A 19,980-nucleotide genomic window follows, 5' to 3' on the forward strand; every position below is an offset into this window, starting at 1 on the left:
CAATGTGCCATCAATTTGCAGATTTAATCTCGATAGAAAATGTGTTTTTTAGTTCTATTCGCTCTATGGGTTAACTGGAAGGCAGCTCCGGGCGATTATTTGCTCGTGTGTCGTCGAAAAAACCGGGTTTAACCGCCTGTCGCTTGTGAATCAATGGCAATTGCCTTTGCGTTTCAATGCCTTGATTACCCCTCCCGTGACTGCTGCAACGGCCAATGCTCCGTATTGGCCGCCCCGCAAAAAAGTCCTAGCGATGTGCAAAATCTTCCTAACGCCCATGCCTTGCTCCTGACTAGGGTTGCACTCAGGCAGCGCAGAAAGTACTGCCTCAGAAAAAACAACATTCGAGTGAGGTGGGCAAAATGATCATGCAAACAATCAAGGCTTCGGTAGTGAAGTTCGTCAAAGACGAAGATGGCCTGACCATTGTGGAGTATGCGGTGGCTGGTGGGTTGGTAACAGCGCTTGTAGTCGGAATTTTCTCGACCCTTGGAACAGCAGTTGAGACCAAAATGCAGACGCTCTGCACCGCGCTTAATGACAAAACCAAATGTTAATAGTTCCCACTGCGTGACACGTAGATTTCCATGGGGCAGCCGGCTGTCGCTATTTTTGATAGGGCGCCGGCAACTTTCCTCATGAGCTTCTCGATGTCCCTAAAAATTTGCGTAGAACGCGCAAATCACTGCGCTGTTCAAAACCGCCAATTGCAACGTTGCGTGCTAACGATTAATACCTGAAGGGAGATATGCCATGTCCACGGAGCTGGTATCGATGGTTTTACTGATAGGACTTTTGGGCGTGGCGGTGGTGAGCGATCTGCTTCGCCACCGTATCCCCAACATGCTTGTCCTGTTGGGTCTCGCTTTAGGATTAATCAGCCAAATGTATTCAGGTGGTGTCAGCGGATTGGGTGACAGCCTGCTAGGCATCCTGATCTGTTTTGCGCTGTTTCTGCCGATGTACGCCTTAGGTGGCATGGCTGCCGGTGACGTCAAGTTGATGGCAATGGTCGGCAGTTTTCTACCGTTCCAATACGCATTGTGGGCTGTAATGTTTAGCCTGATAGCCGGCGGCGTATGCGGTTTATTGATCGTGCTGGTTCGCGGTCAATTGTGTCAGACCCTGGGACGCTATTGGCTGATTCTAAGGGCGCAGGCTTATCTGGCACCAACTTCGGACGAAGTAGCCGGCAAGCCTTTCCCATATTCGATTGCAATACTGATCGGCACTTTGAGCAGCGTCTACGGGCAAGTTGCCGGTGGATTGGGAGGTTAGACATGCACGTCATCGTCGATAGTGATGCCTACCCCAGCGATCGGGCTGCAGTGCAACGGTTGGCTCCTCAGCCGTGCACAATCCGCGAAACCGGTCTGACCGACAGTTTTCTCGGCGAGTTGGTGTGCAAGCATTTGTTTGATGCTGGCGTACTGGACATGACGCGGCTGGTGGAGCGCCTGGCACTGACCGGCGCGGTACTTGAAGAGGTCCTAGCGTTTCTGCGCAAGGATGGCCGTGTCGAAGTGCTGGGCCAGGTGAGTCAAACGGGAGGGCAGTCGCTGCGTTATGGCCTGACCGAACGCGGACGCAGTGCCGCCCGCGATGCCTTGTTGCGTAGCGGTTATATAGGCGCAGCACCGTTCCCGGTGAGTACCTACCGGTCCCTGATCAAGCTACAGACCATTCACCATGGTCGCATCAACGCCAACGATATGCGCAATGCCCTTGCTGGCGTTGTGCTCACGGAAGAGATGCTTGATCAGTTGGGTGTGGCGATGAACTCCGGGCGCGCAATCATGATTTATGGCCCCGCGGGTACTGGCAAGACTTATATCAGCAGTCGGCTGATCCGTCTGTTTGCCGAGGCCATCTGGGTCCCCCATGCCATTGTCATCAACGAGTCGGTGATCGAGATCTATGACCCGCAGGTGCATCAGCGGCTCGATGATAACGCTCAACAGAACAGTCTGATGCTCAACGAAGGCATCGACCGTCGACTGCTGTGCTGCAAACGCCCGATCGTCATCACGGGCGGTGAGTTGAGCATGGAACAGCTGGACGTTCGCTATGACCCCTTCACCCGTCAATACCAGGCCGCCTTGCAGCTCAAGGCCAGCAATGGCCTGTTCATCATCGACGACATGGGGCGTCAGCGCATGGCCCCCGCCGAACTGTTGAATCGCTGGATCGTCCCGATGGAGGAAAAGCGTGACTTTCTCAACCTGGGCGGCGGTCGGCATTGCGAGCTGCCATTCGATCTGATTCTGGTGTTTTCCACCAACCTCAATCCCCTGGAGCTGGCCGATGAGGCCTTCCTTCGCCGGATTGGCTACAAGCTGCAGTTCGGTTACCTGAAGCCCGAGCAGTACGAAAAGATCTGGCGTCAGGAAAGCGAGCGACTGGGCATTTCCTATGACCCGCTGCTGGTGCGTTATGTGCTGCAAAGGCTTTATGCAAGTGAAGGCATGCCCCTGGTGCCTTGCCATCCCCGCGATCTCCTGAACATGGCACTCGATCGCCAGCGTTACATGGGCGGTTCCGGACCACTGTCACCGAAAGAGTTGGAATGGGCCTGGCACAACTACTTCGTCCAGCTCGACTTTCTTTGATGCGGAGATACTGACATGAGCTCTCGTACTCTTACCTTGATAGGCGTTTCCCTGGTCATGGGCCTTGGGGCTGCATGGATGGCCGACTCCTGGCTGAGCGCGCGGCTCAATGCCAGCCCGGATGACCACCTTCGAAGCGTGGTGGTCGCCACAGTAGAGATTCCTTTCGGGCAGAAGGTCGAGCCCCAGCAGGTCACGACCGTACGCATGCCCATGGATACGATCCCGAGCGATGCCTTCGATGCCAGCGAAAAAGCAGTGGGCAAGATTGCAACCTTCGACATTCTCAGGGGCGACATTTTGCGAGGCGCGCGTCTGAGTGAGCACCTGGGGGGCAGCACCCTGGCCTCTTTGATTGCTCCTGACAAACGCGCGATATCGGTACGTGTGGACGATGTGGTTGGCGTGGGCGGATTCCTGTTGCCGGGTAACCGGGTCGATGTACTGGCGACCAAACGCATGGAGAGTGCCGGCAGTAACGCTGTGTCCAGGACCATTCTCGAGAATTTGCGGGTGTTGGCGGTGGACCAGACTGCAGGTACCGACAAAACCCAGCCTGTGGTGGTGCGTGCAGTGACGCTGGAGATGACGACCGCAGAGGCTGAAACCCTGGTCACGGCGCAATCGGAAGGGAAATTGCAATTGACCTTGCGAAACCCGCTGAACGCCGAGAAAAAAATCGCGACTGTGGCGCCAGCTACGCCTTTTGCACCTGCTACCCCGGCCATGGCTGTGGCCACCGCCGAGGCACCAAAACGTGTGGTACAGCGCAGCAGTGGTGAGGGCAGGGGTATCACCATTATCCGCGGGATCGAAGCCAAAGTAGTCAACATTCGCTGACAGGGCGCAATCGGTATCCGGGCATCAGGGTATTGGCGGAGCCGATCCGGATCAGTATCGGCAATCGAGGGCTTGATGATGAATCTTCGTATTCAAAGGCCGTTCACTTCGACGCCAAGGCGCCAGGAAGGATCGGTCAGTGTATTGATGGTGTTCGCATTGGCGGCGATGGCCATGATGGCGGCGTTGGCTTTGGACGGCGGGCATATGATGCTGAACAAAACGCGCCTACAGAATGCGGTGGATGCCGCCGCTCTGAGTGGCGCCAAAACTCTGAGTCAGGTGGGAGGGGGGGGCAATATTGCCAACGCGACAAAGACTGCCGCTCTCAATACGCTGATGGAAAATAAAAAGGCCACGGGTAACCAAGAGTTGGCAGCGGCCATAGCTGGCAACGTGGATGGATTTGCTGTGGTGGAACTATCAAGTAGCGTTTATGGACCTTTCACCTTTCCTGGGCCGGCGGATGCCAAATACGTACGGGTATCGGTACCGAGTTTTAACCTGACGGGATTCTTCTGGAACTTCGCTCAGGTATTCGGCTCTGGAGGCTTGGGAACCAAAGCGGTGGCGGCGATTGCCACCGCTGGACCCAGCCCTACCAGCCCCTGCGATCTCGCGCCCTTGATGATCTGTGGCGATAAGTCTAAAAACAACCCGGCCGCTGGCATGTTCTGGGGCTTTCAATTTGGTGATTTGCAGGTATTGAAGACGGGTGCCGGAAAATCGACCGACGACATTGGTCCAGGTAACTATCAACTGCTCAATCTTGGGAAAATTCTCGAGGGCATGGCCGGAGGTCACAAGGAATGTCGTAATGTGGGGGACGATGTCCTGACTGACCCTGGCAACAAGGTCGGACCTGCCTCTCAAGGCCTGAATACGCGCTTCGGCATCTACAAAGGCTCGGTCAGTGCCTCGGTCTATCCACCGGATCTGGTGACAGCGTCCAGCACCCCCGAGATGACTTACGACGACTCAGTCAAGCCGCCTGCGAGGTACAACGGGCAACCCGTCACCTCGAGTAACGGCAATCTCACAGCAGGCGGTAACGCGATACTGGACTACAACGACTGGCGTGCGAGCGTTGCCGCGTGTGTGGCTGGGTCCGGCAGTGACTGTGAGGGTAACGGGGTGTTCGAGCGCCGCATGCTGAAAGTCGTGGTGGGCGACTGCACCGGGAAACAGAACGGTTCAACCTCGATCCCCGTTCTCGGTTTTGGCTGCTATTTCGTGGTGCAGCCCATGGATAAAGGTGGCACGAACTCGCAGATCTTTGGCCAGTTCGTGAAAGATTGTGAAGGTGACAACGTGGCCGGCCCCTCGCCGTCAACCGATGCCGGCCCGCAGATCATTCAGCTCTACAAAACATATCTCGGCAGCGGCACTCCGAGCACTGACTCGTAGGAGGCGTCATGAGACTTCACTCGTTTAAAGATCCCCTGCGCCAGCAAGGCTTGGCCATAGTGGAATTTACTCTCGTCCTGCCGGTGTTGCTGTTGCTGATGCTGGCCTTCGGTGAGTTCGGCCGCATGCTCTATCAGTACAACCTGCTGCTGCAGGCCAGTCGCGATGCTGACCGTTTTGTCGCCAGCCAGGCCTGGGACTCAACGCTTGGCAAGGTCGCTCTGAGCGATACGCTGCAGATCCAGACGAAAAACGTTGCGGTGTTTGGCGTGCCTGTCGACACCGGCCCTGAGACTAAGGTGTTGTCAACGTTGACAACTGACAACGTGGTCGTCGCCCCAGAGGGCACTGACCATGTGCGGGTCACCATCACTTATACGTTCTGCCCGGTGATTGGCGCTGGCAAGTGCGCCGGAGCGCTTCCCGGTTTTTTTGGTAATCAGATTGCACTGGGCATTCCGCTGGTTGCCACTACCGTGATGAGGGCTCTGTGATGAATAGAAAACATATGCGCGGCACCTATACGGTGGAGTTCGCCATCGTTGGTCTGCTGGTGTTCACGCTATTGTTCGGCGTATTGGAAATGGGCCGCCTGTATTTCACGGTCAATGCGCTGGACGAAGTCGTGCGCCGTGGTACGCGCCTAGCGGCGGTGTGCAATATCAACGATGCGGTGGTGTTGCAGCGGGCGATCTTCAACGCGGCGGGCGATACAGGTAATAGCAAGCTGATCGGCGATCTGGCCACCGCCAAACTGGAGTTGACCTATCTGGACGTAAACGGTGCTCTGGTGACCAACCCCGCTGACACTGTCAGCGCCAACGGTTTTCGTGCAATCCGCTATGTCCGGATGAGTCTGCCAGACTTCGTATACAAACTGTTCATTCCCGGGTTCGGCGTGTCCATTACCCTGCCTACATTCCAGGCAACGTTGCCGCGTGAAAGCCTCGGGCGTCATTCCGATTCCGGGGAGATCACGCCATGCTGAATACCAAGGAAACTCCAGCCTCTACCTCGACCGGCAAAGCCGGGCTACGGTTGCTGATCAGCAGCCGTGATGCCACGTCGTTGCGCGACTTGCAAGGCGTCTGCCAACGCATGCCCAGCCTGGAGGTGAGTACTCGGCTGGTGAGCAACGGGCATGTCGACCCGCTCTACGGTCTGGACCGGATGCCCGATCTGTTGCTGTTGCGCGTCAGCCATCTGTGGCGCGAGGAGCTGGCGGCACTGTTGCAGCGCCCGGCCCATGAGCGTCCGCCGATGCTGGTGTGCGGACTGCTGAGCGAACAGGAAGGCATGCGCCTGGCGATGCAGGCTGGCGCCCGTGACGTGCTGCCGGAGCCCGTCGCCGAGACGGAACTGGTCGCCGCCTTGAATCGCCTGGTCATGGAGGTTCGGACCGGCAGCGGGACAGAAGGGAAATTGCTCGCCGTGATCAGCGCCAAGGGCGGATCCGGCGGCACCATGCTGGCCTGCAACCTGGCTCAGCAGCTCAGCATGAAGGGTGGCAGTACCCTGTTGCTGGACATGGACCTGCAATTTGGCAGCGTGACGCATTACCTGGATGTGGCGCAAACCCACAGCCATCTTGAGGTGTTGCATCAGATCGACGGTATGGACAGTGTCGCGCTACGGGGTTTTTGCAGCCACTTCAGCCCGACTTTGCATGTACTGGGTGGACGGGCCGGTGAGCTGTGCCTGCCGCAGGATGCCCAGCCCGAGCAACTTGATACTTTGATGCAGTTGGCCCGCGCCAGCTATGACTGGGTAGTGATCGATCTGCCACGGCAAATCGACCACCTCACCGGCTCCGTACTGGAACAGGTGGATCGGGTGTACGTGGTGGTGCAGCAGAGTGTCAGCCATCTGCGCGATGCCAGCTCCCTTGTGCGGATTCTTCGCGAAGATCTGGGCGTGCGAGGGGATCAATTGCAGATCGTGGTCAACCGCTATGACAAGACGGCAGCGGTCAGCCTCAAGGATATCGGCGAGGCGCTGCGCTGCACGAATCTGTCGAAATTACCCAACGACTTCAACCTGGTCAGCCAGAGCCAGAACACTGGCGTGCCGCTGGAGCTGCATGCGCCGAAGGCGGCGATCACCGCTGCCCTGCGCAACGTGGCCGATGACCTGGTCGGCAATCAGATGGCTGGAAAAAAAGGCGTGCTCAAACGCGCCTTCAACCGTTTTTTCGGGGGGTGACCCATGATCAGCGACTTTCGTAACCGCTTGCGTAAACAGTCCGGTAAACCCTCCTCATCGTCGGCTAACCAGCCGGGTGACGATCTGCCGGATCCGGCCGAGGAAATAATGGCGTGGGAACGTGCAACGCCGGACGTTCTTTACGAAACCAAAAGTCAGGTCACCCCGGTGGAGGCCGAGTGGCGAGAAAAGATCTACCAGCAATTGCTCAAGGTCATGGACCTGTCCTTGCTGGACTCCCTTGAACAGGCTGAGGCCGCGCGGCAGATTCGCGATATTTGCCAGCGCCTGCTCGATGAATACTCGGCACCGGTGAGTACTTCCAGCCGCCAGTTGATCATCAAGCAGATCACCGACGAGGTGCTCGGTCTGGGGCCTCTGGAACCGCTGCTGGCCGATCACACTGTGTCCGACATTTTGGTCAACCGGCATGACTCAGTGTATGTCGAGCGCTTCGGCAAGCTGCAACGCACCGATGTGCGTTTTCGCGATGATCGGCATTTGCTGAACATTATTGACCGCATCGTCTCCAGCCTGGGTCGGCGTATCGACGAGTCTTCACCCTTGGTGGACGCCCGGCTCAAGGACGGTTCGCGGGTCAACGCGATTATCCCCCCGCTGGCCATCGACGGCCCGAGCATGTCGATCCGGCGCTTTGCGGTGGACCTGCTCAATACCGACAGCCTGATCCAGGTGGGGGCGTTGACCCCGGCCATTGCCCTGCTGCTCAAGGCGATAGTGCGCGGGCGCTTGAACGTGTTGATTTCCGGCGGTACCGGTAGCGGCAAGACCACCATGCTCAATGTGCTGTCCAGTTTCATCCCGCACAACGAGCGGATCGTTACCATCGAAGACTCAGCCGAACTGCAGTTGCAACAGCCCCACGTGGTACGCCTGGAAACCCGGCCTTCGAATATCGAGGGGCGCGGCGAGGTGAGCCAGCGGGAGTTGGTGCGCAACAGCCTGCGGATGCGTCCTGACCGCATTGTGATCGGCGAAGTGCGCGGCGCCGAGGCGCTGGACATGTTGACAGCGATGAACACCGGTCACGACGGTTCGCTGACCACGATCCACGCCAACACCGCACGCGATGCATTGGGGCGAATCGAGAACATGGTGTCGATGACCGGGGCGACCTTTCCGATCAAGGCCATGCGCCAACAGATCGCTTCGGCCATCGGAGTGGTCATCCAGCTGGAACGTCAGGAGGACGGCAAGCGCCGCCTGGTTAGTGTGCAGGAGATCAACGGCATGGAGGGCGAGATCATTACCATGACCGAAATCTTCTCCTTCGTGCGCCACGGCGTGAGCGAAAACGGCGAGGTACTCGGTGATTTTCGGCCCAGCGGCATGATCCCCGCCTTCCGCGATGTGCTGGCCAAGCGCGGTATCGAGTTGCCGCTTGCGATGTTCAGGCCTGAGTGGATGGAGGCGCGGCAGTCATGAACCAGGTTCCTGGTGAATTCATTCTGATGTTCCTCGGCATGGTGTTTATTGCCGTCTTCCTCTTGTCCCAGGGCGTGGCGGTGCCGGTGTTCGGCGAGGCCGGCAAGATGCGCAAGCGCATTCGTGGCCGCTTGCATGTACTGGAGAAAGCCAACAATCAGTCCAGCATGCAGACTGTGTTGCGACAGAAATACCTGACGCGTTTGTCGCCCTTGGAGGCCAGGCTTGAACAGCTGCCCTTGATGGAGGCATTGACGCAAATGATTGAGCAGTCCGGGCACGAATACCGGGCCTATCGGGTATTGCTGCTCGGGCTGGTGCTGGGGGGCTTGACGGGTATCTTGATCTGGATGGTTTCGTCAGTCTGGTGGATAGCGATGGTGGCGGGGTTCGCGATTTTCTGGTTACCCATACTGAAAATATTTCGCGACCGAGCCAAGCGTTTCGCTGCGTTCGAGGAAGGCCTGCCGGATGCGCTGGATTCCATGTGCCGCGCTTTGCGCGCCGGGCACCCCTTCAACGAAACCCTGCGCCTGGTGGCCGAGGAGCATAAGGGACCGGTGGCTCATGAGTTCGGCCTGACCTTCGCCGATATCAACTATGGCAACGATGTGCGCCGGGCCATGCTCGGCCTGCTGGAGAGGATGCCAAGCATGACGGTGATGATGCTGGTGACCTCGATCCTTATCCATCGCGAGACCGGCGGCAATCTGACCGAGGTGCTGGAGCGTCTGAGTCGGCTGATTCGCGGGCGCTTCCGCTTTCAGCGCAAAGTCAAAACCCTATCAGCGGAAGGGCGTATGTCGGCCTGGGTGCTGGTGGCGGTTCCCTTTGTGCTGGCGATCGTGATCTTTATCACCACCCCGAAGTACATGCCTATGCTGATCAATGATCCCATCGGCCGCCGGATGATTATCGGGGCGTTCAGCGCCATGTTGATCGGGATTTTCTGGATACGCAAAATCGTTCGGATTCAGGTTTAAGCTGTATTCGCTACCGGGAGGTACAGGTCATGGACTTTTTGCTCGGGTTGTTCAGTCGGGTCACCGGGAACGAGGAGATAGCGCGCCTGTTGTTCCTTGGTGCGATCGGGGTGAGTACGGTATTTGCGGTTGGCGCCGTGATCTTGCTGATGATGGGGCTTCAGGATCCCGTGCAGCGTCGTCTGGCGCTGATCAAGCGTGGTCATTTAGGCAACACCGCCGGGCAAGACGCCCCGAGTAATCTGCAACTGTTGCTGGAGCGGGTTGGCGAGCGTTTTGGCTCGGCCGAATCGGCTCAGACGTCCGCCACCCAGACCCTGTTGATGCATGCGGGATACCGTTCCTCGTCTGCGGTGCAAATCTACTGGGCGGTACGCTTGATGTTGCCATTGTTATTGATCGGTATTGCGTTGCTGTTGTTGCCGTTGATTCCCAAGGTTTCCCTGAACATGGGGCTGCTGTTGGTGGTCATGGTAGCCGCTATCGGATGGTTGGTGCCGGCGCTGTATGTCGGAAAGCGCAAGCAGCTGCGACAAGGTCGGCTGCGTGCCGGGTTTCCGGATGCACTGGATCTGATGGTGGTGTGCGTGGAGTCAGGCCTGGCCCTGCCCACGACCATCGAACGGGTGGCTGAAGAGATGTCTGTCAGTCAGGTCGAGCTGGCTGAAGAACTGGCCCTGGTCAATGCGCAAATCCGCGCGGGCATTTCCAGTACCGAGGCACTCAAACAACTGGCCGTACGCACTGGCCTGGATGACGTACAAGGGCTGGTCAGTCTGTTGGCGCAGAGTATCCGCTTTGGTACTAGTGTGGCTGACACCTTGCGTATCTATGCCGATGAGTTCCGCGACCGGCGTACGCAGGTTGCCGAAGAGATGGGGGCAAAAATAGGTACCAAGTTGATATTTCCACTGATTTTCTGTCTATGGCCGAGCTTCTTTCTGGTCGCTATTGGCCCTGCCCTGATCGGGGTGATCAGAGCATTCGGTATGTGAGCAGGAGTGGTTTGCTGTCGAACAAGTTGGCTGTACTGCATAAGAACGGGGTGGAGCAGGTGAGCGGAGTGTATTCACTCCCATCGCCTGCTCCACCTTTTAATACCTGGACTGTATTTTCCTGCACACGTGATTGAGCCTGGCTTTCTAGCCAGGCCACTCTGAACTACGCCAGAAGCTGATCACCCATCGATATGCCTCAGTTGCCGATGGTCATCTGTCCCGCTGTATCTTGGTCATAAAATTCCGGAATCGGGTAGTTGAAGCTGTTCAGCCAGCGCTGCATGGCTAGGTCACGTTCGGTGGCCGAAGCGGTTTGCAGGTGAGGGGAGGCAACCACGCCGCGAATCTGCAGCTGCAACCACTGTTCGGTGCCTTGTTGATACGGCGAAGAAGGGCCCGGCTCAATGGCCCAGGCAGTGGTGGACAGGCAAGCCATGCACCCGATCAACAGCCTTTTGGTCTTCATCTCGACTCCTCGTATGTTCTACTTGTTCGCACTGGTAGAGGCATCGGCTACCTCAGTCTTGCGATTGCCATCGGTAGCCACCACTTTTCGGGCGGAAGCCTTGAGTTTTTCCGCGCGGGTTTGGGCTTCTACGACTTGCTTGGGGCTCAAGTCGGCGCGAGTCACGAGTTCGGCTGCCGCCTTCCAGTTATCCTGATAGATCAGCAACGTCACCAAATTGAGTGCCGCCAGTGTGTTTGCCTGCTTGAGCTCCATGGCCGTCATGAACTCAAAGCGTGCTTCAGGGATCCGTCGCTGATTGAGGTAGACGACCCCCAGGTCATTTCGCATCTTGTCGTCGGTGGGGGCCATCTTCACCGCACGCTCAAGGTGAATGGCAGCGGTGGCGTTATCATTTCTGGCGGCGGCCAACTGGCCCAGGCCATGTTCCCCTTCAGCCGCCAGACAGGTGCCGAGCAAGCTTTCGTACAACGGCTGCGCGTCGCCGCTACGCCCCATCAAGCGCAGCACCCGAGCCTTGCGCAGGCGAACCTGGACCAGGTTATCGGGCAATCCTTCCAGATTCGCCAGGCTGGCATACAAACGGCCTTCTTCGGCCATGTTGTCGGCCAGGTTCAGGGCCAGTTCTTGCTCCGAACCGGGCTTGGCACAGCTACCCGGTCGCGAAGGCATGCCATTGCTGGCACAACCTGCGAGCATTAATGTCGCCGCTATTGCAATGACTGCTTTCATCGAAGGTCCTCTGGCGACAACAGGTTGAACGCCTGGCCAATGGCAATAAGGCTGGCCCGGCAAACGCTCAAAGTCACCGTTACGAGTCAGGGCGAGGCGAGTCTGGTTCAGTCTTCGTTTCATTGCGAGAGTCCGCTGAGACTGTCGAAGTCACCATTTTCCAGGAAGAACATGCGGTAGAAGTTCGGGTCGTAATTGCGCAGCTGTTCGCCAGGCAGTGTCGGTAGTTGTGCATTGGCAGCCAATGGCTGGACCAGATGCGGGGTGACGATCATCAGCAGTTCGCGCTCTTCACGGTTGATGGTGTTGTCGCGGAAAAACGCGCCCAGAATCGGAATATCGCCCAACCCCGGAAACTTGTTCACCTGGGAGTCGTTGTGGGTGCTGATCAGGCCGCTGATGACGAAGCTTTCGCCGTCGGCCAGGGAGATGCTGGTATCGGTACGGCGAACGGTCAGGGCCGGGACAACCGTGCCGGCGATGCTCACTGCGTTGCTGAAATCCAGTTCACTGACTTCCGGCGCGACCTTCAGTGCAATACGGTTTTTCCCGACGATGGTTGGCGTCAGGGTCAGGCGTATACCGAATTCCTTGTACTCGATGGACACGTTATCGCTGCCTGAACTGGGCACTGGAATCGGTACTTCACCGCCGGCCAGGAAGCTCGCACTTTGCCCGCTGAGCGCAACCAGGCTTGGTCGCGCCAGGGTGTAGGCGAAACCGCTGCCTTCCAGCGCGTTGATCGCCACCAGGGTACTGCCGGTAGCAAACGTGAGGTTGAACTGGTCGTTTCTCACCGGTATCGCCGGCGTGACTATGCCGCCGATGGTGGGCAAGGTTCTCGGCGAGCCGAACAGCCAGTTGCCCCGGACGCCGAAAATCGAGGCGGAGGCTTCCTTGAGTTTGGTCCGGCTGACTTCAACGAAGCGGACATCGGTCTGCACCTGGCTCGGCAGCAACGGGTCGTCGGAAGGCACCGACGGTACGCTGGTCAGCGCCGACGTGGCCCTGCCCTTGACGAACACCATGGCTTGGCGCGGTGTTTTCGAACAGGCGGTCCAGACCATCAGGCTGGTGGTCCCCGGCGCAATGCCCGTGAGTATGAACGCGTTGCTGCCGCTGGGTTGCACGTCGGCAATTTTCGGGTCACCCACCGCCAGTTGCGTTACCGGAACGGGGCTGCGCAGTTCATTCTGCAGTCCCTGACCGACCTCGTACGTTGTCGGCCAATTGTCCAGTTGCGGACAATTGGCCGGCGCGGCCTGAGCGGCTTCTACGCTGAGGCCCATCCAGAGCAGGCCATGGAAAAATCGCTTGAAAGTGGGCGCGGTACGAAGGCTCATTAAGTACATCCTCACTGGATAGACCGTCTTTAGGCGGACTGAGTTGTCTCGGATCACTTCACGGGGATCGGACTATCCCCCCCAATGCGCCAGGCCACTCATCCATGGCCCAGGCGTTATTCCTTGCGTGCTACACACGAGCGGGCGCAATTCGCTGATCTGGCTGGATAGCGAGCGACCTTTGCTGAAACGGTTTTCAATGATCCGGTGACCCGGGCTGCCGGCAAGAGCGATACTCGCGGCCATGGACGGCGCTGTCCGCTGTCCTGGTTTTCCCTGAAAGTTATCGGCAATGCAGCTACAGAGCCGGAAAACGCCTGCCAGGATCATAGTGAGGTAACTCCTTTTGCCAATCCGCTATCTGATCACTGAAGCTAACGTGGAAATTCGAGCCGTTATGACTTCTTATGGTTTGACGTTAGTTCAATCAAACCAAAGTGCCATGAGTGAAAGGAAAACTATTGGTGCAAAAATTGGAGGCAGGTGGACGGGCAGGGCGTAGCGCAGCGCGCTTGCCGGATGTTGATGAGGTGTACTGAAGCAAAAAAAGGCCCGCCAGTATGACTGGCGGGCCTTTTGCGTTCAGGGCAATGTTTTTGCATCGATAAAATCAGGCGTCTTTCCCGACCCCACCACGAACACCCAGTGTTCAGTCCACGAGATAGTGGACGGACAGCGTGCCTTTTTTCTGCGAAACGGAGGCGATGGTGACCGCGCCCAAATCCTTCAAGCTGCGTACATGGGTACCACCACAACCGTAGGCGGGCAGTTCACCGAAGCCGATTTCCCGGGCGCCTTCGCGCAGTGAGGTCAGGCGCGGCAGGTCGTGGTCGATCCACTGCCCGATGCCATGCTCGATGACCTGGGCCTCGACGTCCTGCGCTGATTTGCCCGGTTGGAATTGCACACGGCCTTCACCTGGCCAGTGATGCGCCTTGATCGGCATCCAACCCATGGCCTGGACAAAGTGGCCGATCAAATGGCCAGCCGAATGCATGCGCGTGTTGAACCGCCGGCGTTGTTCGTCGACGCGGATTGGCGTCATCCCGGTTTTTACCGGCTGATCGACAAAATGAATGATCCGCTCGGGATCCTGGACCACACGCAGCACCTGGCTTTCGCCGATCCAACCAGTGTCGCAAGGCTGTCCACCGCCCTGGGGGTGGAACAGGGTCGCGCGCAAGACCACGGCAAACTCGTTTTCGTGGGGGGTGCATTCCAGGACTTCCACGTTGGCCTTGAGCTCATCACTATGGAAAAAAAGGCGCAGCGTCATATTCCGGGCTCGTATTGGTAATCGGTTTCTATTATAGAAAGTCGGTAAATACGTGATAATCCGGGCAAACATCAAAGGACTGTTGCGTTGTGAGCATAAATCTTCCTCTGCCGCTGCTGGGTGAAATGGCGATTTTCGTCAAGGTTGTCGAGACGGGCAGTTTCTCCGAGGCCGCTCGTCAGTTGGGCTCCTCGCCCTCGGCGGTCAGTCGCAGCATTTCGCGCCTGGAGAAGGCGCTCGCCACCCGGTTGCTGCAACGAACCACGCGCAAGTTGCGTCTGAGCGACGGTGGCGAGGAGGTGTTCAAGCGGTGCCAGGAAATGGTCAATGCCGCGCGGTCAGTGATGGAAGTCAGTGGTCAGTTCACCGATGAACCCGAGGGGCTGGTGCGTATCAGCGTGCCGAAAGCGGTGGGCCGGATCGTGATTCACCCGCACATGCCGGAGTTCTTGCGGCGTTATCCCAAGGTGGATGTGGAGCTGTTGCTTGAGGACCGCCAGGTCGATTTGATCGACGATCATGTCGACCTGGCGATTCGCATCACCGATCGGCCGCCTGCGGGTCTGGTGGGGCGGCAGTTGCTGACCATCGATCATATGCTCTGCGCCACTCCGCAGTATCTGGCCGAGCACGGAACGCCGACTCATCCCCATGACTTGCTCAATCACAGCTGCATTTACCTGGGCGAAACACCCAGCGACGCACGCTGGAAATTCAAGAAAGGCAGCAAGACGGTAACCGTGGGTGTGCGCGGGCGATATGCCGCCAATCACACTGGCGTACGTTATGGCGCGGTGTTGCAGCACATCGGCATTGGCAGCCTGCCGTATTTCACAGCGCGCCATGCCTTGGAGAAGGGTTTGATGGTGCAAGTGCTGCCGGACTGGACCTTTCTGGCGTCCTACCACGGCGGCGCCTGGTTGCTGCATTCGCCAACCCGATACCTGCCGCCCAAGCTACGGGTGTTGATCGATTACCTGGTGGAATGTCTGGCGAAGGAGCCGACGCTGGGCAAGCCGGGTCGGTCGAATGGTCCGGGCTGGTCGCCATCGGAGTATGAACTGCCGGAGAGTGACGGCTTGTTTTGAAGGTAGAAAAAAAAGATCGCAGCCTTCGGCAGTTCCTGTAGGAGCTGCCGGAGGCTGCGATCTTTTGCAGATCAGTGCTTGCTGTCCTGGTTCGACAACGCCAGCAGCTGCTTTTCCTGGTTCCAGTCGAAAGGTTCGTCGTTCTGTTCGGCTTCGAAGCGACGCTCTTCCAGGGCCTGGTACAGGTCGATTTCATCATCGGGCATGTAATGCAGGCAGTCACCGGCGAAATACCACAGCAGGTCGCGCGGCACCAGGTGCGCGATTTGCGGATAGCGAGTGATGACCTGGCACAGAATGTCCTGGCCCAGGTACTGGCTTTCAATCGGGTCGACAGGCAGTAACGCCAGCAGCTCGTCGAAGCGCTCAAGGAACAAGGCATGGCTTTCGTCGGGAACCTGCTCGGCCTCACCTACGGCGACCAGGATGCTGCGCAGGTGGTCGAGTAAAACGAGATGATCGGCAACGATGTTGGACACGAGATAAGTCCTCAAGAGCAAAACGGGCGCGGGAGTATAAAGCGCCCGCGCCCGTTTTTACATGTTTGAAGGGATCAGCGGACTTTTCCCTCGGCCAGTGCCAACGCCTGTTGGTCAAAGTCATCGACATCGATCACCTTGCGCCGGGCCGCTTCGGCTTCACGAAGGGTTTGCGCTTCCACCGGCTGCAACACACCAGCCTCGAGCGCGGCATCGATCAGTGACTCGCCGGCCAGCGGTTTGACCTGGCCGCTCTTGAGTGCCACATGCAGCTTTTTCTGCAGCGGCTGAGCGGCGCTCAACAGGTTGCAGGCGTATTGCAAGGCGCCGACCGGATCGTCGCTCGCCTGCGGGCGATAGCAACCCAGGAGCAATTCCTCCAGGGCTGGGTCGCCCTTGGCGCGACCAATCAAGGCAGCGACTTCGGCAGCGAGTTTGTCCGAGGGGCCTTTGTGCCGGCGACCGAACGGGAACACGATCACCCGCAACAGGCAGCCCACGACTTTGTTCGGGAAGTTGTTCAGCAGCTCATCCATGGCCCGTTCCGCCTGCCCCAGGCTTTCTTCCATGGCCCAGCTCACCAGTGGCGTCATGTACTCCGGTGTGTCGAGATCGTGATAGCGCTTGAGTGCGGCAGAGGCCAGGTAAAGGTTGCTCAGTACGTCACCCAGTCGTGCGGACAGGCGTTCCCGGCGTTTCAGTGCGCCGCCCAGCAACATCATGCTGAGGTCAGCGAGCAGGGCGAATGCCGCAGCCTGACGATTGAGGGCGCGGAAGTAACCCTGGCTGAGTTTGTCGCCCGGGATGTGTTCGAGGTGCCCGAAACCGAGATTCAGCACCAGCGTACTGGCGGCGTTGCCCACGGCAAAACCGATGTGCTTGAGCAGCAGGCCATCGAACTCTCTGAGCGCCTGATCCTTGTCTTCACGGCCGGCAAGAGCCATTTCCTTGAGCACGAAGGGATGGCAGCGGATCGCGCCCTGGCCGAAAATCATCAGGTTGCGCGAGAGAATGTTCGCGCCTTCCACCGTGATAAAAATCGGCGCGCCGTTCCATTTACGGCCCAGGTAATTGTTCGGCCCCATGATGATCGCCTTGCCGCCGTGCACATCCATGGCATCGCTGATGCAGTCGCGGCCGCGCTCGGTCAGGTGGTACTTGAGAATCGCCGACAGCACCGACGGTTTCTCGCCCAGGTCGACTGCATTGGCGGTCAGCATGCGGGCGGCGTCCATCATCCAGGCATTGCCGCCAATGCGGGCCATGGCTTCCTGGATGCCTTCGAACGAAGCAATCGGCACATTGAACTGCTCGCGAACCTGCGCGTATTGGCCCGTCACCAGGCTGGTGAACTTGGCCATGCCGGTGCCCACCGCCGGCAGGGAAATCGAACGCCCCACCGACAGGCAATTCATCAGCATCATCCAGCCCTTGCCGAGCATTTCCTGGCCGCCAATGAGGAACTCCAGCGGGACGAACACGTCCTTGCCCGAGTTCGGGCCATTCATGAACGCGGCGCCCAGCGGCAGATGCCGTCGGCCGATCTCGACACCGACGGTGTCGGTCGGAATCAGCGCCAGGCTGATGCCCAGGTCTTCCTTGTCGCCCAGCAGGTGATCGGGGTCATAGGCCTTGAAGGCCAGGCCGAGGAGGGTAGCCACCGGGCCGAGGGTGATGTAGCGCTTTTCCCAGTTCAGGCGCAGGCCGAGAACCTCCTGGCCTTCCCATTCACCTTTGCAGATCACCCCGGAGTCCGGCATGCCGCCCGCGTCGGAGCCGGCCAGCGGACCGGTCAGGGCAAAGCACGGGATGTCGTCGCCGCGTGCCAGGCGTGGCAGGTAATGATTGCGTTGTTCGTCGGTGCCGTAGTGCAGCAACAATTCGGCCGGGCCGAGGGAGTTGGGGACCATCACGGTGGAGGCGAGGTCGCCGCTGTGGCTTGCCAGCTTCATCGCCACTTGCGAGTGGGCATAGGCAGAGAAGCCTTTGCCGCCAAACTCTTTGGGGATGATCAGGGCGAAAAAGCCGTTGTCCTTGATGAAAGCCCAGGCTTCGGGCGGCAGGTCCATGGTTTGACCGAGCTGCCACTCATTGACCATGGTGCAGAGCGTTTCGGTCGGCCCGTCGATGAAAGCCTGTTCTTCTTCGTTCAATTGCGCTTTGGGATAGGACAGCAGTTTGCTCCAGTCCGGACGGCCACTGAACAGCTCTCCGTCCCACCACACCGTACCAGCGTCGATGGCATCGCGTTCTGTTTGCGACATCGGCGGCAGGGTTTTCTGGAACCAGTTGAACATCGGTGCACTGAACAATTTGCGACGCAGGTCGGGCAGCAGCAAGGGTGCGGCGACGGCAGCGATCAATACCCAGAAAACCAGCAGCAACCAGCCTGGTGCGCGGCTGAAAGCGCCCATGGCCACGACATAGGCGGCCACGATGACCAGGGCGGGCAGCGGGGCAATGCGGCGGTGGGCCAGATAAGCAATACCGACCAGCAGAACCAGTATCCACAACAGCAGCATATTTATTCCTCCGTGAAACCAGGGCGGACCAGCCCTCAGAGCTTAGACGGCATCCGCAAAACAGGCGGGTGGTGACCCAGGATGATTTTCGTGGGCCAGATGGGCCGCACACGTGGGAAAAACCTTCATTGAACGAGCGGCAAAGCGCCCATATTTGGCCGAAACGTCGTTATCTCTGTGCTGAAGCTATCGCTAGACTCGGGGCTTCCCCTGGAGATTATTCTCATGCACGAGTACTTGAGTCCCGGCCGCTTCATCGATAGTGACCATCCGTCTGTGGTGGAGTTCGCCGAAAAACACCGCGGTGCCAGTCGCGATCCGCTTGAACAGGCGATCAGTCTTTATTACGCCGTGCGCGAAGCGGTGCGCTACAACCCGTACACCTTCAGTCGCGATCCGCAGACCCTGCGCGGCAGTCATGCATTGGCGACCGGGGAGAGTTACTGCGTGCCCAAGGCCACGTTGCTGGCAGGTGCAGCGCGGCATTGCGGGATTCCCGCGCGGATCGGCCTGGCGGATGTGCGCAATCATTTGTCGACGCCTCGCCTGCTTGAATTGCTCAAGAGCGACATGTTCGCCATGCACGGCTACACCGAGTTTTACTTGCAGGGTCGCTGGATCAAGGCGACGCCGGCGTTCAACCGCAAACTTTGCGAGCTGTTCAATGTGGCGCCGCTGGAATTCGACGGGATCAACGACAGTGTTTTTCATCCCTTCAACCGTGATGGTGCGAAGCTGATGGAGTACCTCGTCGATCACGGCCAGTTCGCCGACGTCCCTGAAGCGTTCTTTTTCGAACACCTGGAAAAATGCTATCCGCATCTGTTCGGTGAGCAACTGCAACCGCTGTTGGGTGACATGCAGAGCGATTTGAGTCGCCCCTGATCCGGCGTATGCTGCCTGCCCACTTAGCGAAAAAGAGGCGGTCATGCTGAAGATCTGGGGTCGGAAAAACTCGTCGAATGTGAGAAAGCCATTGTGGGCCGCCGAAGAACTGGGCCTGGCCTACGAGGCGATCGATGCCGGTGGCGCCTTTGGTGTCGTCGATACACCCGAGTACCGTGCGATGAACCCCAACGGTCGAGTGCCGGTTATCGAGGACGATGGTTTCGTGTTGTGGGAGTCCAACGCCATCGTGCGATACCTGATGGCCCGCCACGCAGCCGACACGGCCTGGTACCCCGCGGATCTGCAAGCCCGTGCCAGCGCCGACAAATGGATGGACTGGACCACCTCAAGCTTTGCCGGCCCGTTCCGTACCGTATTCTGGGGTGTGCTGCGTACCCCGGCAGACCAGCAGGACTGGCCCGCCATCAAGGCGGCGATCAAGGAATGCGACACGCTGCTGGCGATGGCCGACCAGGCGTTGGCGAACACGCCCTACCTGTCCGGAAGCGAGATCGGCATGGGTGATATTCCCCTGGGCAGTTTCATTTATGCCTGGTTCGAGATGCCGATCGAGCGTGCGCCACTACCGCATCTGCAGGCCTGGTACGCGCGGTTGAAACAGCGCCCGGCGTATCAAAAGGCGGTCATGACCGCGTTGACTTAATACTCACTATCGACACGCTTGACTGTACTTGTGTGGC

At 58.5% G+C, this 19,980-nt stretch carries 20 protein-coding genes; 14 read left to right on the forward strand and 6 right to left on the reverse strand.

The annotated features are described in order from the left end of the window. Window positions 1–362 precede the first annotated feature (362 nt). The 11 genes from KW846_RS13200 (at window position 363) to KW846_RS13250 (ending at window position 10,482) form a co-directional block, all read left to right on the forward strand. On the forward strand, window positions 363–557 hold the full coding sequence (locus KW846_RS13200) for a Flp family type IVb pilin (RefSeq protein ID WP_218482662.1): 195 nt from the start codon (window positions 363–365) through the stop codon (window positions 555–557). 196 nt (window positions 558–753) lie between these two features. Next, window positions 754–1,278, forward strand: coding sequence for a prepilin peptidase (locus tag KW846_RS13205; protein WP_218482664.1), 525 nt, complete (start codon window positions 754–756; stop codon window positions 1,276–1,278). Window positions 1,279–1,280: 2 nt separating this feature from the next. Continuing rightward, window positions 1,281–2,609, forward strand: coding sequence for an AAA family ATPase (locus tag KW846_RS13210; RefSeq protein WP_218482666.1), 1,329 nt, complete (start codon window positions 1,281–1,283; stop codon window positions 2,607–2,609). A 15-nt stretch (window positions 2,610–2,624) separates the two neighbouring features. Continuing rightward, window positions 2,625–3,449 carry a Flp pilus assembly protein CpaB gene (gene cpaB / locus KW846_RS13215; RefSeq protein WP_218482668.1) on the forward strand — a complete coding sequence of 275 codons (825 nt, stop codon included), beginning with the start codon at window positions 2,625–2,627 and terminating at the stop codon, window positions 3,447–3,449. 75 nt (window positions 3,450–3,524) lie between these two features. Further along, complete coding sequence (locus KW846_RS13220) at window positions 3,525–4,856, forward strand: TadE/TadG family type IV pilus assembly protein (protein WP_218482670.1); 1,332 nt, start codon at window positions 3,525–3,527, stop codon at window positions 4,854–4,856. 8 nt (window positions 4,857–4,864) lie between these two features. Further along, entirely contained in the window at window positions 4,865–5,350 is a 486-nt protein-coding gene (locus tag KW846_RS13225) for a TadE/TadG family type IV pilus assembly protein (RefSeq protein WP_218482672.1), read from the forward strand. Beyond that, entirely contained in the window at window positions 5,350–5,844 is a 495-nt protein-coding gene (locus KW846_RS13230; RefSeq protein WP_218482674.1) for a TadE/TadG family type IV pilus assembly protein, read from the forward strand. Before KW846_RS13225 ends, KW846_RS13230 begins: the two co-directional genes overlap by 1 nt. Further along, window positions 5,838–7,058, forward strand: a complete 1,221-nt coding sequence (locus tag KW846_RS13235) for an AAA family ATPase (RefSeq protein WP_218482676.1) — start codon at window positions 5,838–5,840, stop codon at window positions 7,056–7,058. The genes KW846_RS13230 and KW846_RS13235 overlap by 7 nt, the downstream gene beginning before the upstream one ends. A gap of 3 nt (window positions 7,059–7,061) precedes the next feature. Continuing rightward, complete coding sequence (locus KW846_RS13240) at window positions 7,062–8,504, forward strand: CpaF family protein (RefSeq protein WP_218482678.1); 1,443 nt, start codon at window positions 7,062–7,064, stop codon at window positions 8,502–8,504. Next, on the forward strand, window positions 8,501–9,487 hold the full coding sequence (locus KW846_RS13245) for a type II secretion system F family protein (RefSeq protein ID WP_218482680.1): 987 nt from the start codon (window positions 8,501–8,503) through the stop codon (window positions 9,485–9,487). Before KW846_RS13240 ends, KW846_RS13245 begins: the two co-directional genes overlap by 4 nt. Before the next feature lie 29 nt (window positions 9,488–9,516). Then, window positions 9,517–10,482 (forward strand): type II secretion system F family protein, encoded by a 966-nt coding sequence (locus tag KW846_RS13250; RefSeq protein ID WP_218482682.1) that lies wholly within the window; start codon window positions 9,517–9,519, stop codon window positions 10,480–10,482. 199 nt (window positions 10,483–10,681) lie between these two features. Here KW846_RS13250 and KW846_RS13255 read toward each other — a convergent pair whose 3' ends face one another. The 4 genes from KW846_RS13255 to KW846_RS13270 form a co-directional block, all read right to left on the reverse strand. Further along, the gene (locus KW846_RS13255; protein WP_218482683.1) at window positions 10,682–10,951 is read right to left on the reverse strand and encodes a DUF3613 domain-containing protein; all 270 of its coding nucleotides are present in this window, start codon (window positions 10,949–10,951) and stop codon (window positions 10,682–10,684) included. Window positions 10,952–10,969: 18 nt separating this feature from the next. Beyond that, window positions 10,970–11,683, reverse strand: coding sequence for a tetratricopeptide repeat protein (locus tag KW846_RS13260; protein WP_218482684.1), 714 nt, complete (start codon window positions 11,681–11,683; stop codon window positions 10,970–10,972). Window positions 11,684–11,802: 119 nt separating this feature from the next. Then, window positions 11,803–13,026, reverse strand: coding sequence for a type II and III secretion system protein family protein (locus KW846_RS13265; RefSeq protein ID WP_218482686.1), 1,224 nt, complete (start codon window positions 13,024–13,026; stop codon window positions 11,803–11,805). 649 nt (window positions 13,027–13,675) lie between these two features. Next, window positions 13,676–14,302, reverse strand: a complete 627-nt coding sequence (locus tag KW846_RS13270; RefSeq protein ID WP_218482688.1) for an alanyl-tRNA editing protein — start codon at window positions 14,300–14,302, stop codon at window positions 13,676–13,678. A gap of 89 nt (window positions 14,303–14,391) precedes the next feature. Between KW846_RS13270 and KW846_RS13275 the strand changes: the two genes are divergently transcribed. Then, complete coding sequence (locus tag KW846_RS13275) at window positions 14,392–15,390, forward strand: LysR family transcriptional regulator (RefSeq protein ID WP_007972362.1); 999 nt, start codon at window positions 14,392–14,394, stop codon at window positions 15,388–15,390. A gap of 71 nt (window positions 15,391–15,461) precedes the next feature. Here the strand turns inward: KW846_RS13275 and KW846_RS13280 are convergent, their stop codons facing one another. Next, the gene (locus KW846_RS13280; RefSeq protein WP_007972361.1) at window positions 15,462–15,869 is read right to left on the reverse strand and encodes a PA2817 family protein; all 408 of its coding nucleotides are present in this window, start codon (window positions 15,867–15,869) and stop codon (window positions 15,462–15,464) included. Window positions 15,870–15,943: 74 nt separating this feature from the next. Continuing rightward, a complete protein-coding gene (locus KW846_RS13285) occupies window positions 15,944–18,391 on the reverse strand; it encodes an acyl-CoA dehydrogenase (RefSeq protein ID WP_218482690.1) in 2,448 nt (815 codons plus the stop codon). 225 nt (window positions 18,392–18,616) lie between these two features. On the opposite strand from KW846_RS13285, the gene KW846_RS13290 reads away from it, so the two are divergent. Both KW846_RS13290 and KW846_RS13295 read left to right on the forward strand, forming a co-directional pair. After that, the gene (locus KW846_RS13290; RefSeq protein WP_007972358.1) at window positions 18,617–19,276 is read left to right on the forward strand and encodes a transglutaminase family protein; all 660 of its coding nucleotides are present in this window, start codon (window positions 18,617–18,619) and stop codon (window positions 19,274–19,276) included. Between the two features lie 43 nt (window positions 19,277–19,319). Next, window positions 19,320–19,943 (forward strand): glutathione S-transferase family protein, encoded by a 624-nt coding sequence (locus KW846_RS13295; protein ID WP_218482693.1) that lies wholly within the window; start codon window positions 19,320–19,322, stop codon window positions 19,941–19,943. Window positions 19,944–19,980 lie beyond the last annotated feature (37 nt).

The organism is Pseudomonas sp. PDM32, assembly GCF_019219225.1.
In the GTDB taxonomy this organism is placed as follows: Bacteria; Pseudomonadota; Gammaproteobacteria; order Pseudomonadales; family Pseudomonadaceae; genus Aquipseudomonas; species Aquipseudomonas laurylsulfatiphila.

Bases quoted from the DNA above. Each gene is read 5' to 3' on its own strand.
- KW846_RS13200 (WP_218482662.1), top strand. From the start codon at position 363: ATGATCATGCAAACAATCAAGGCTTCGGTAGTGAAGTTCGTCAAAGAC.
- KW846_RS13205 (WP_218482664.1), top strand. From the start codon at position 754: ATGTCCACGGAGCTGGTATCGATGGTTTTACTGATAGGACTTTTGGGC.
- KW846_RS13210 (WP_218482666.1), top strand. From the start codon at position 1,281: ATGCACGTCATCGTCGATAGTGATGCCTACCCCAGCGATCGGGCTGCA.
- cpaB (WP_218482668.1), top strand. From the start codon at position 2,625: ATGAGCTCTCGTACTCTTACCTTGATAGGCGTTTCCCTGGTCATGGGC.
- KW846_RS13220 (WP_218482670.1), top strand. From the start codon at position 3,525: ATGATGAATCTTCGTATTCAAAGGCCGTTCACTTCGACGCCAAGGCGC.
- KW846_RS13225 (WP_218482672.1), top strand. From the start codon at position 4,865: ATGAGACTTCACTCGTTTAAAGATCCCCTGCGCCAGCAAGGCTTGGCC.
- KW846_RS13230 (WP_218482674.1), top strand. From the start codon at position 5,350: ATGAATAGAAAACATATGCGCGGCACCTATACGGTGGAGTTCGCCATC.
- KW846_RS13235 (WP_218482676.1), top strand. From the start codon at position 5,838: ATGCTGAATACCAAGGAAACTCCAGCCTCTACCTCGACCGGCAAAGCC.
- KW846_RS13240 (WP_218482678.1), top strand. From the start codon at position 7,062: ATGATCAGCGACTTTCGTAACCGCTTGCGTAAACAGTCCGGTAAACCC.
- KW846_RS13245 (WP_218482680.1), top strand. From the start codon at position 8,501: ATGAACCAGGTTCCTGGTGAATTCATTCTGATGTTCCTCGGCATGGTG.
- KW846_RS13250 (WP_218482682.1), top strand. From the start codon at position 9,517: ATGGACTTTTTGCTCGGGTTGTTCAGTCGGGTCACCGGGAACGAGGAG.
- KW846_RS13255 (WP_218482683.1), bottom strand. From the start codon at position 10,951: ATGAAGACCAAAAGGCTGTTGATCGGGTGCATGGCTTGCCTGTCCACC.
- KW846_RS13260 (WP_218482684.1), bottom strand. From the start codon at position 11,683: ATGAAAGCAGTCATTGCAATAGCGGCGACATTAATGCTCGCAGGTTGT.
- KW846_RS13265 (WP_218482686.1), bottom strand. From the start codon at position 13,026: ATGAGCCTTCGTACCGCGCCCACTTTCAAGCGATTTTTCCATGGCCTG.
- KW846_RS13270 (WP_218482688.1), bottom strand. From the start codon at position 14,302: ATGACGCTGCGCCTTTTTTTCCATAGTGATGAGCTCAAGGCCAACGTG.
- KW846_RS13285 (WP_218482690.1), bottom strand. From the start codon at position 18,391: ATGCTGCTGTTGTGGATACTGGTTCTGCTGGTCGGTATTGCTTATCTG.
- KW846_RS13290 (WP_007972358.1), top strand. From the start codon at position 18,617: ATGCACGAGTACTTGAGTCCCGGCCGCTTCATCGATAGTGACCATCCG.
- KW846_RS13295 (WP_218482693.1), top strand. From the start codon at position 19,320: ATGCTGAAGATCTGGGGTCGGAAAAACTCGTCGAATGTGAGAAAGCCA.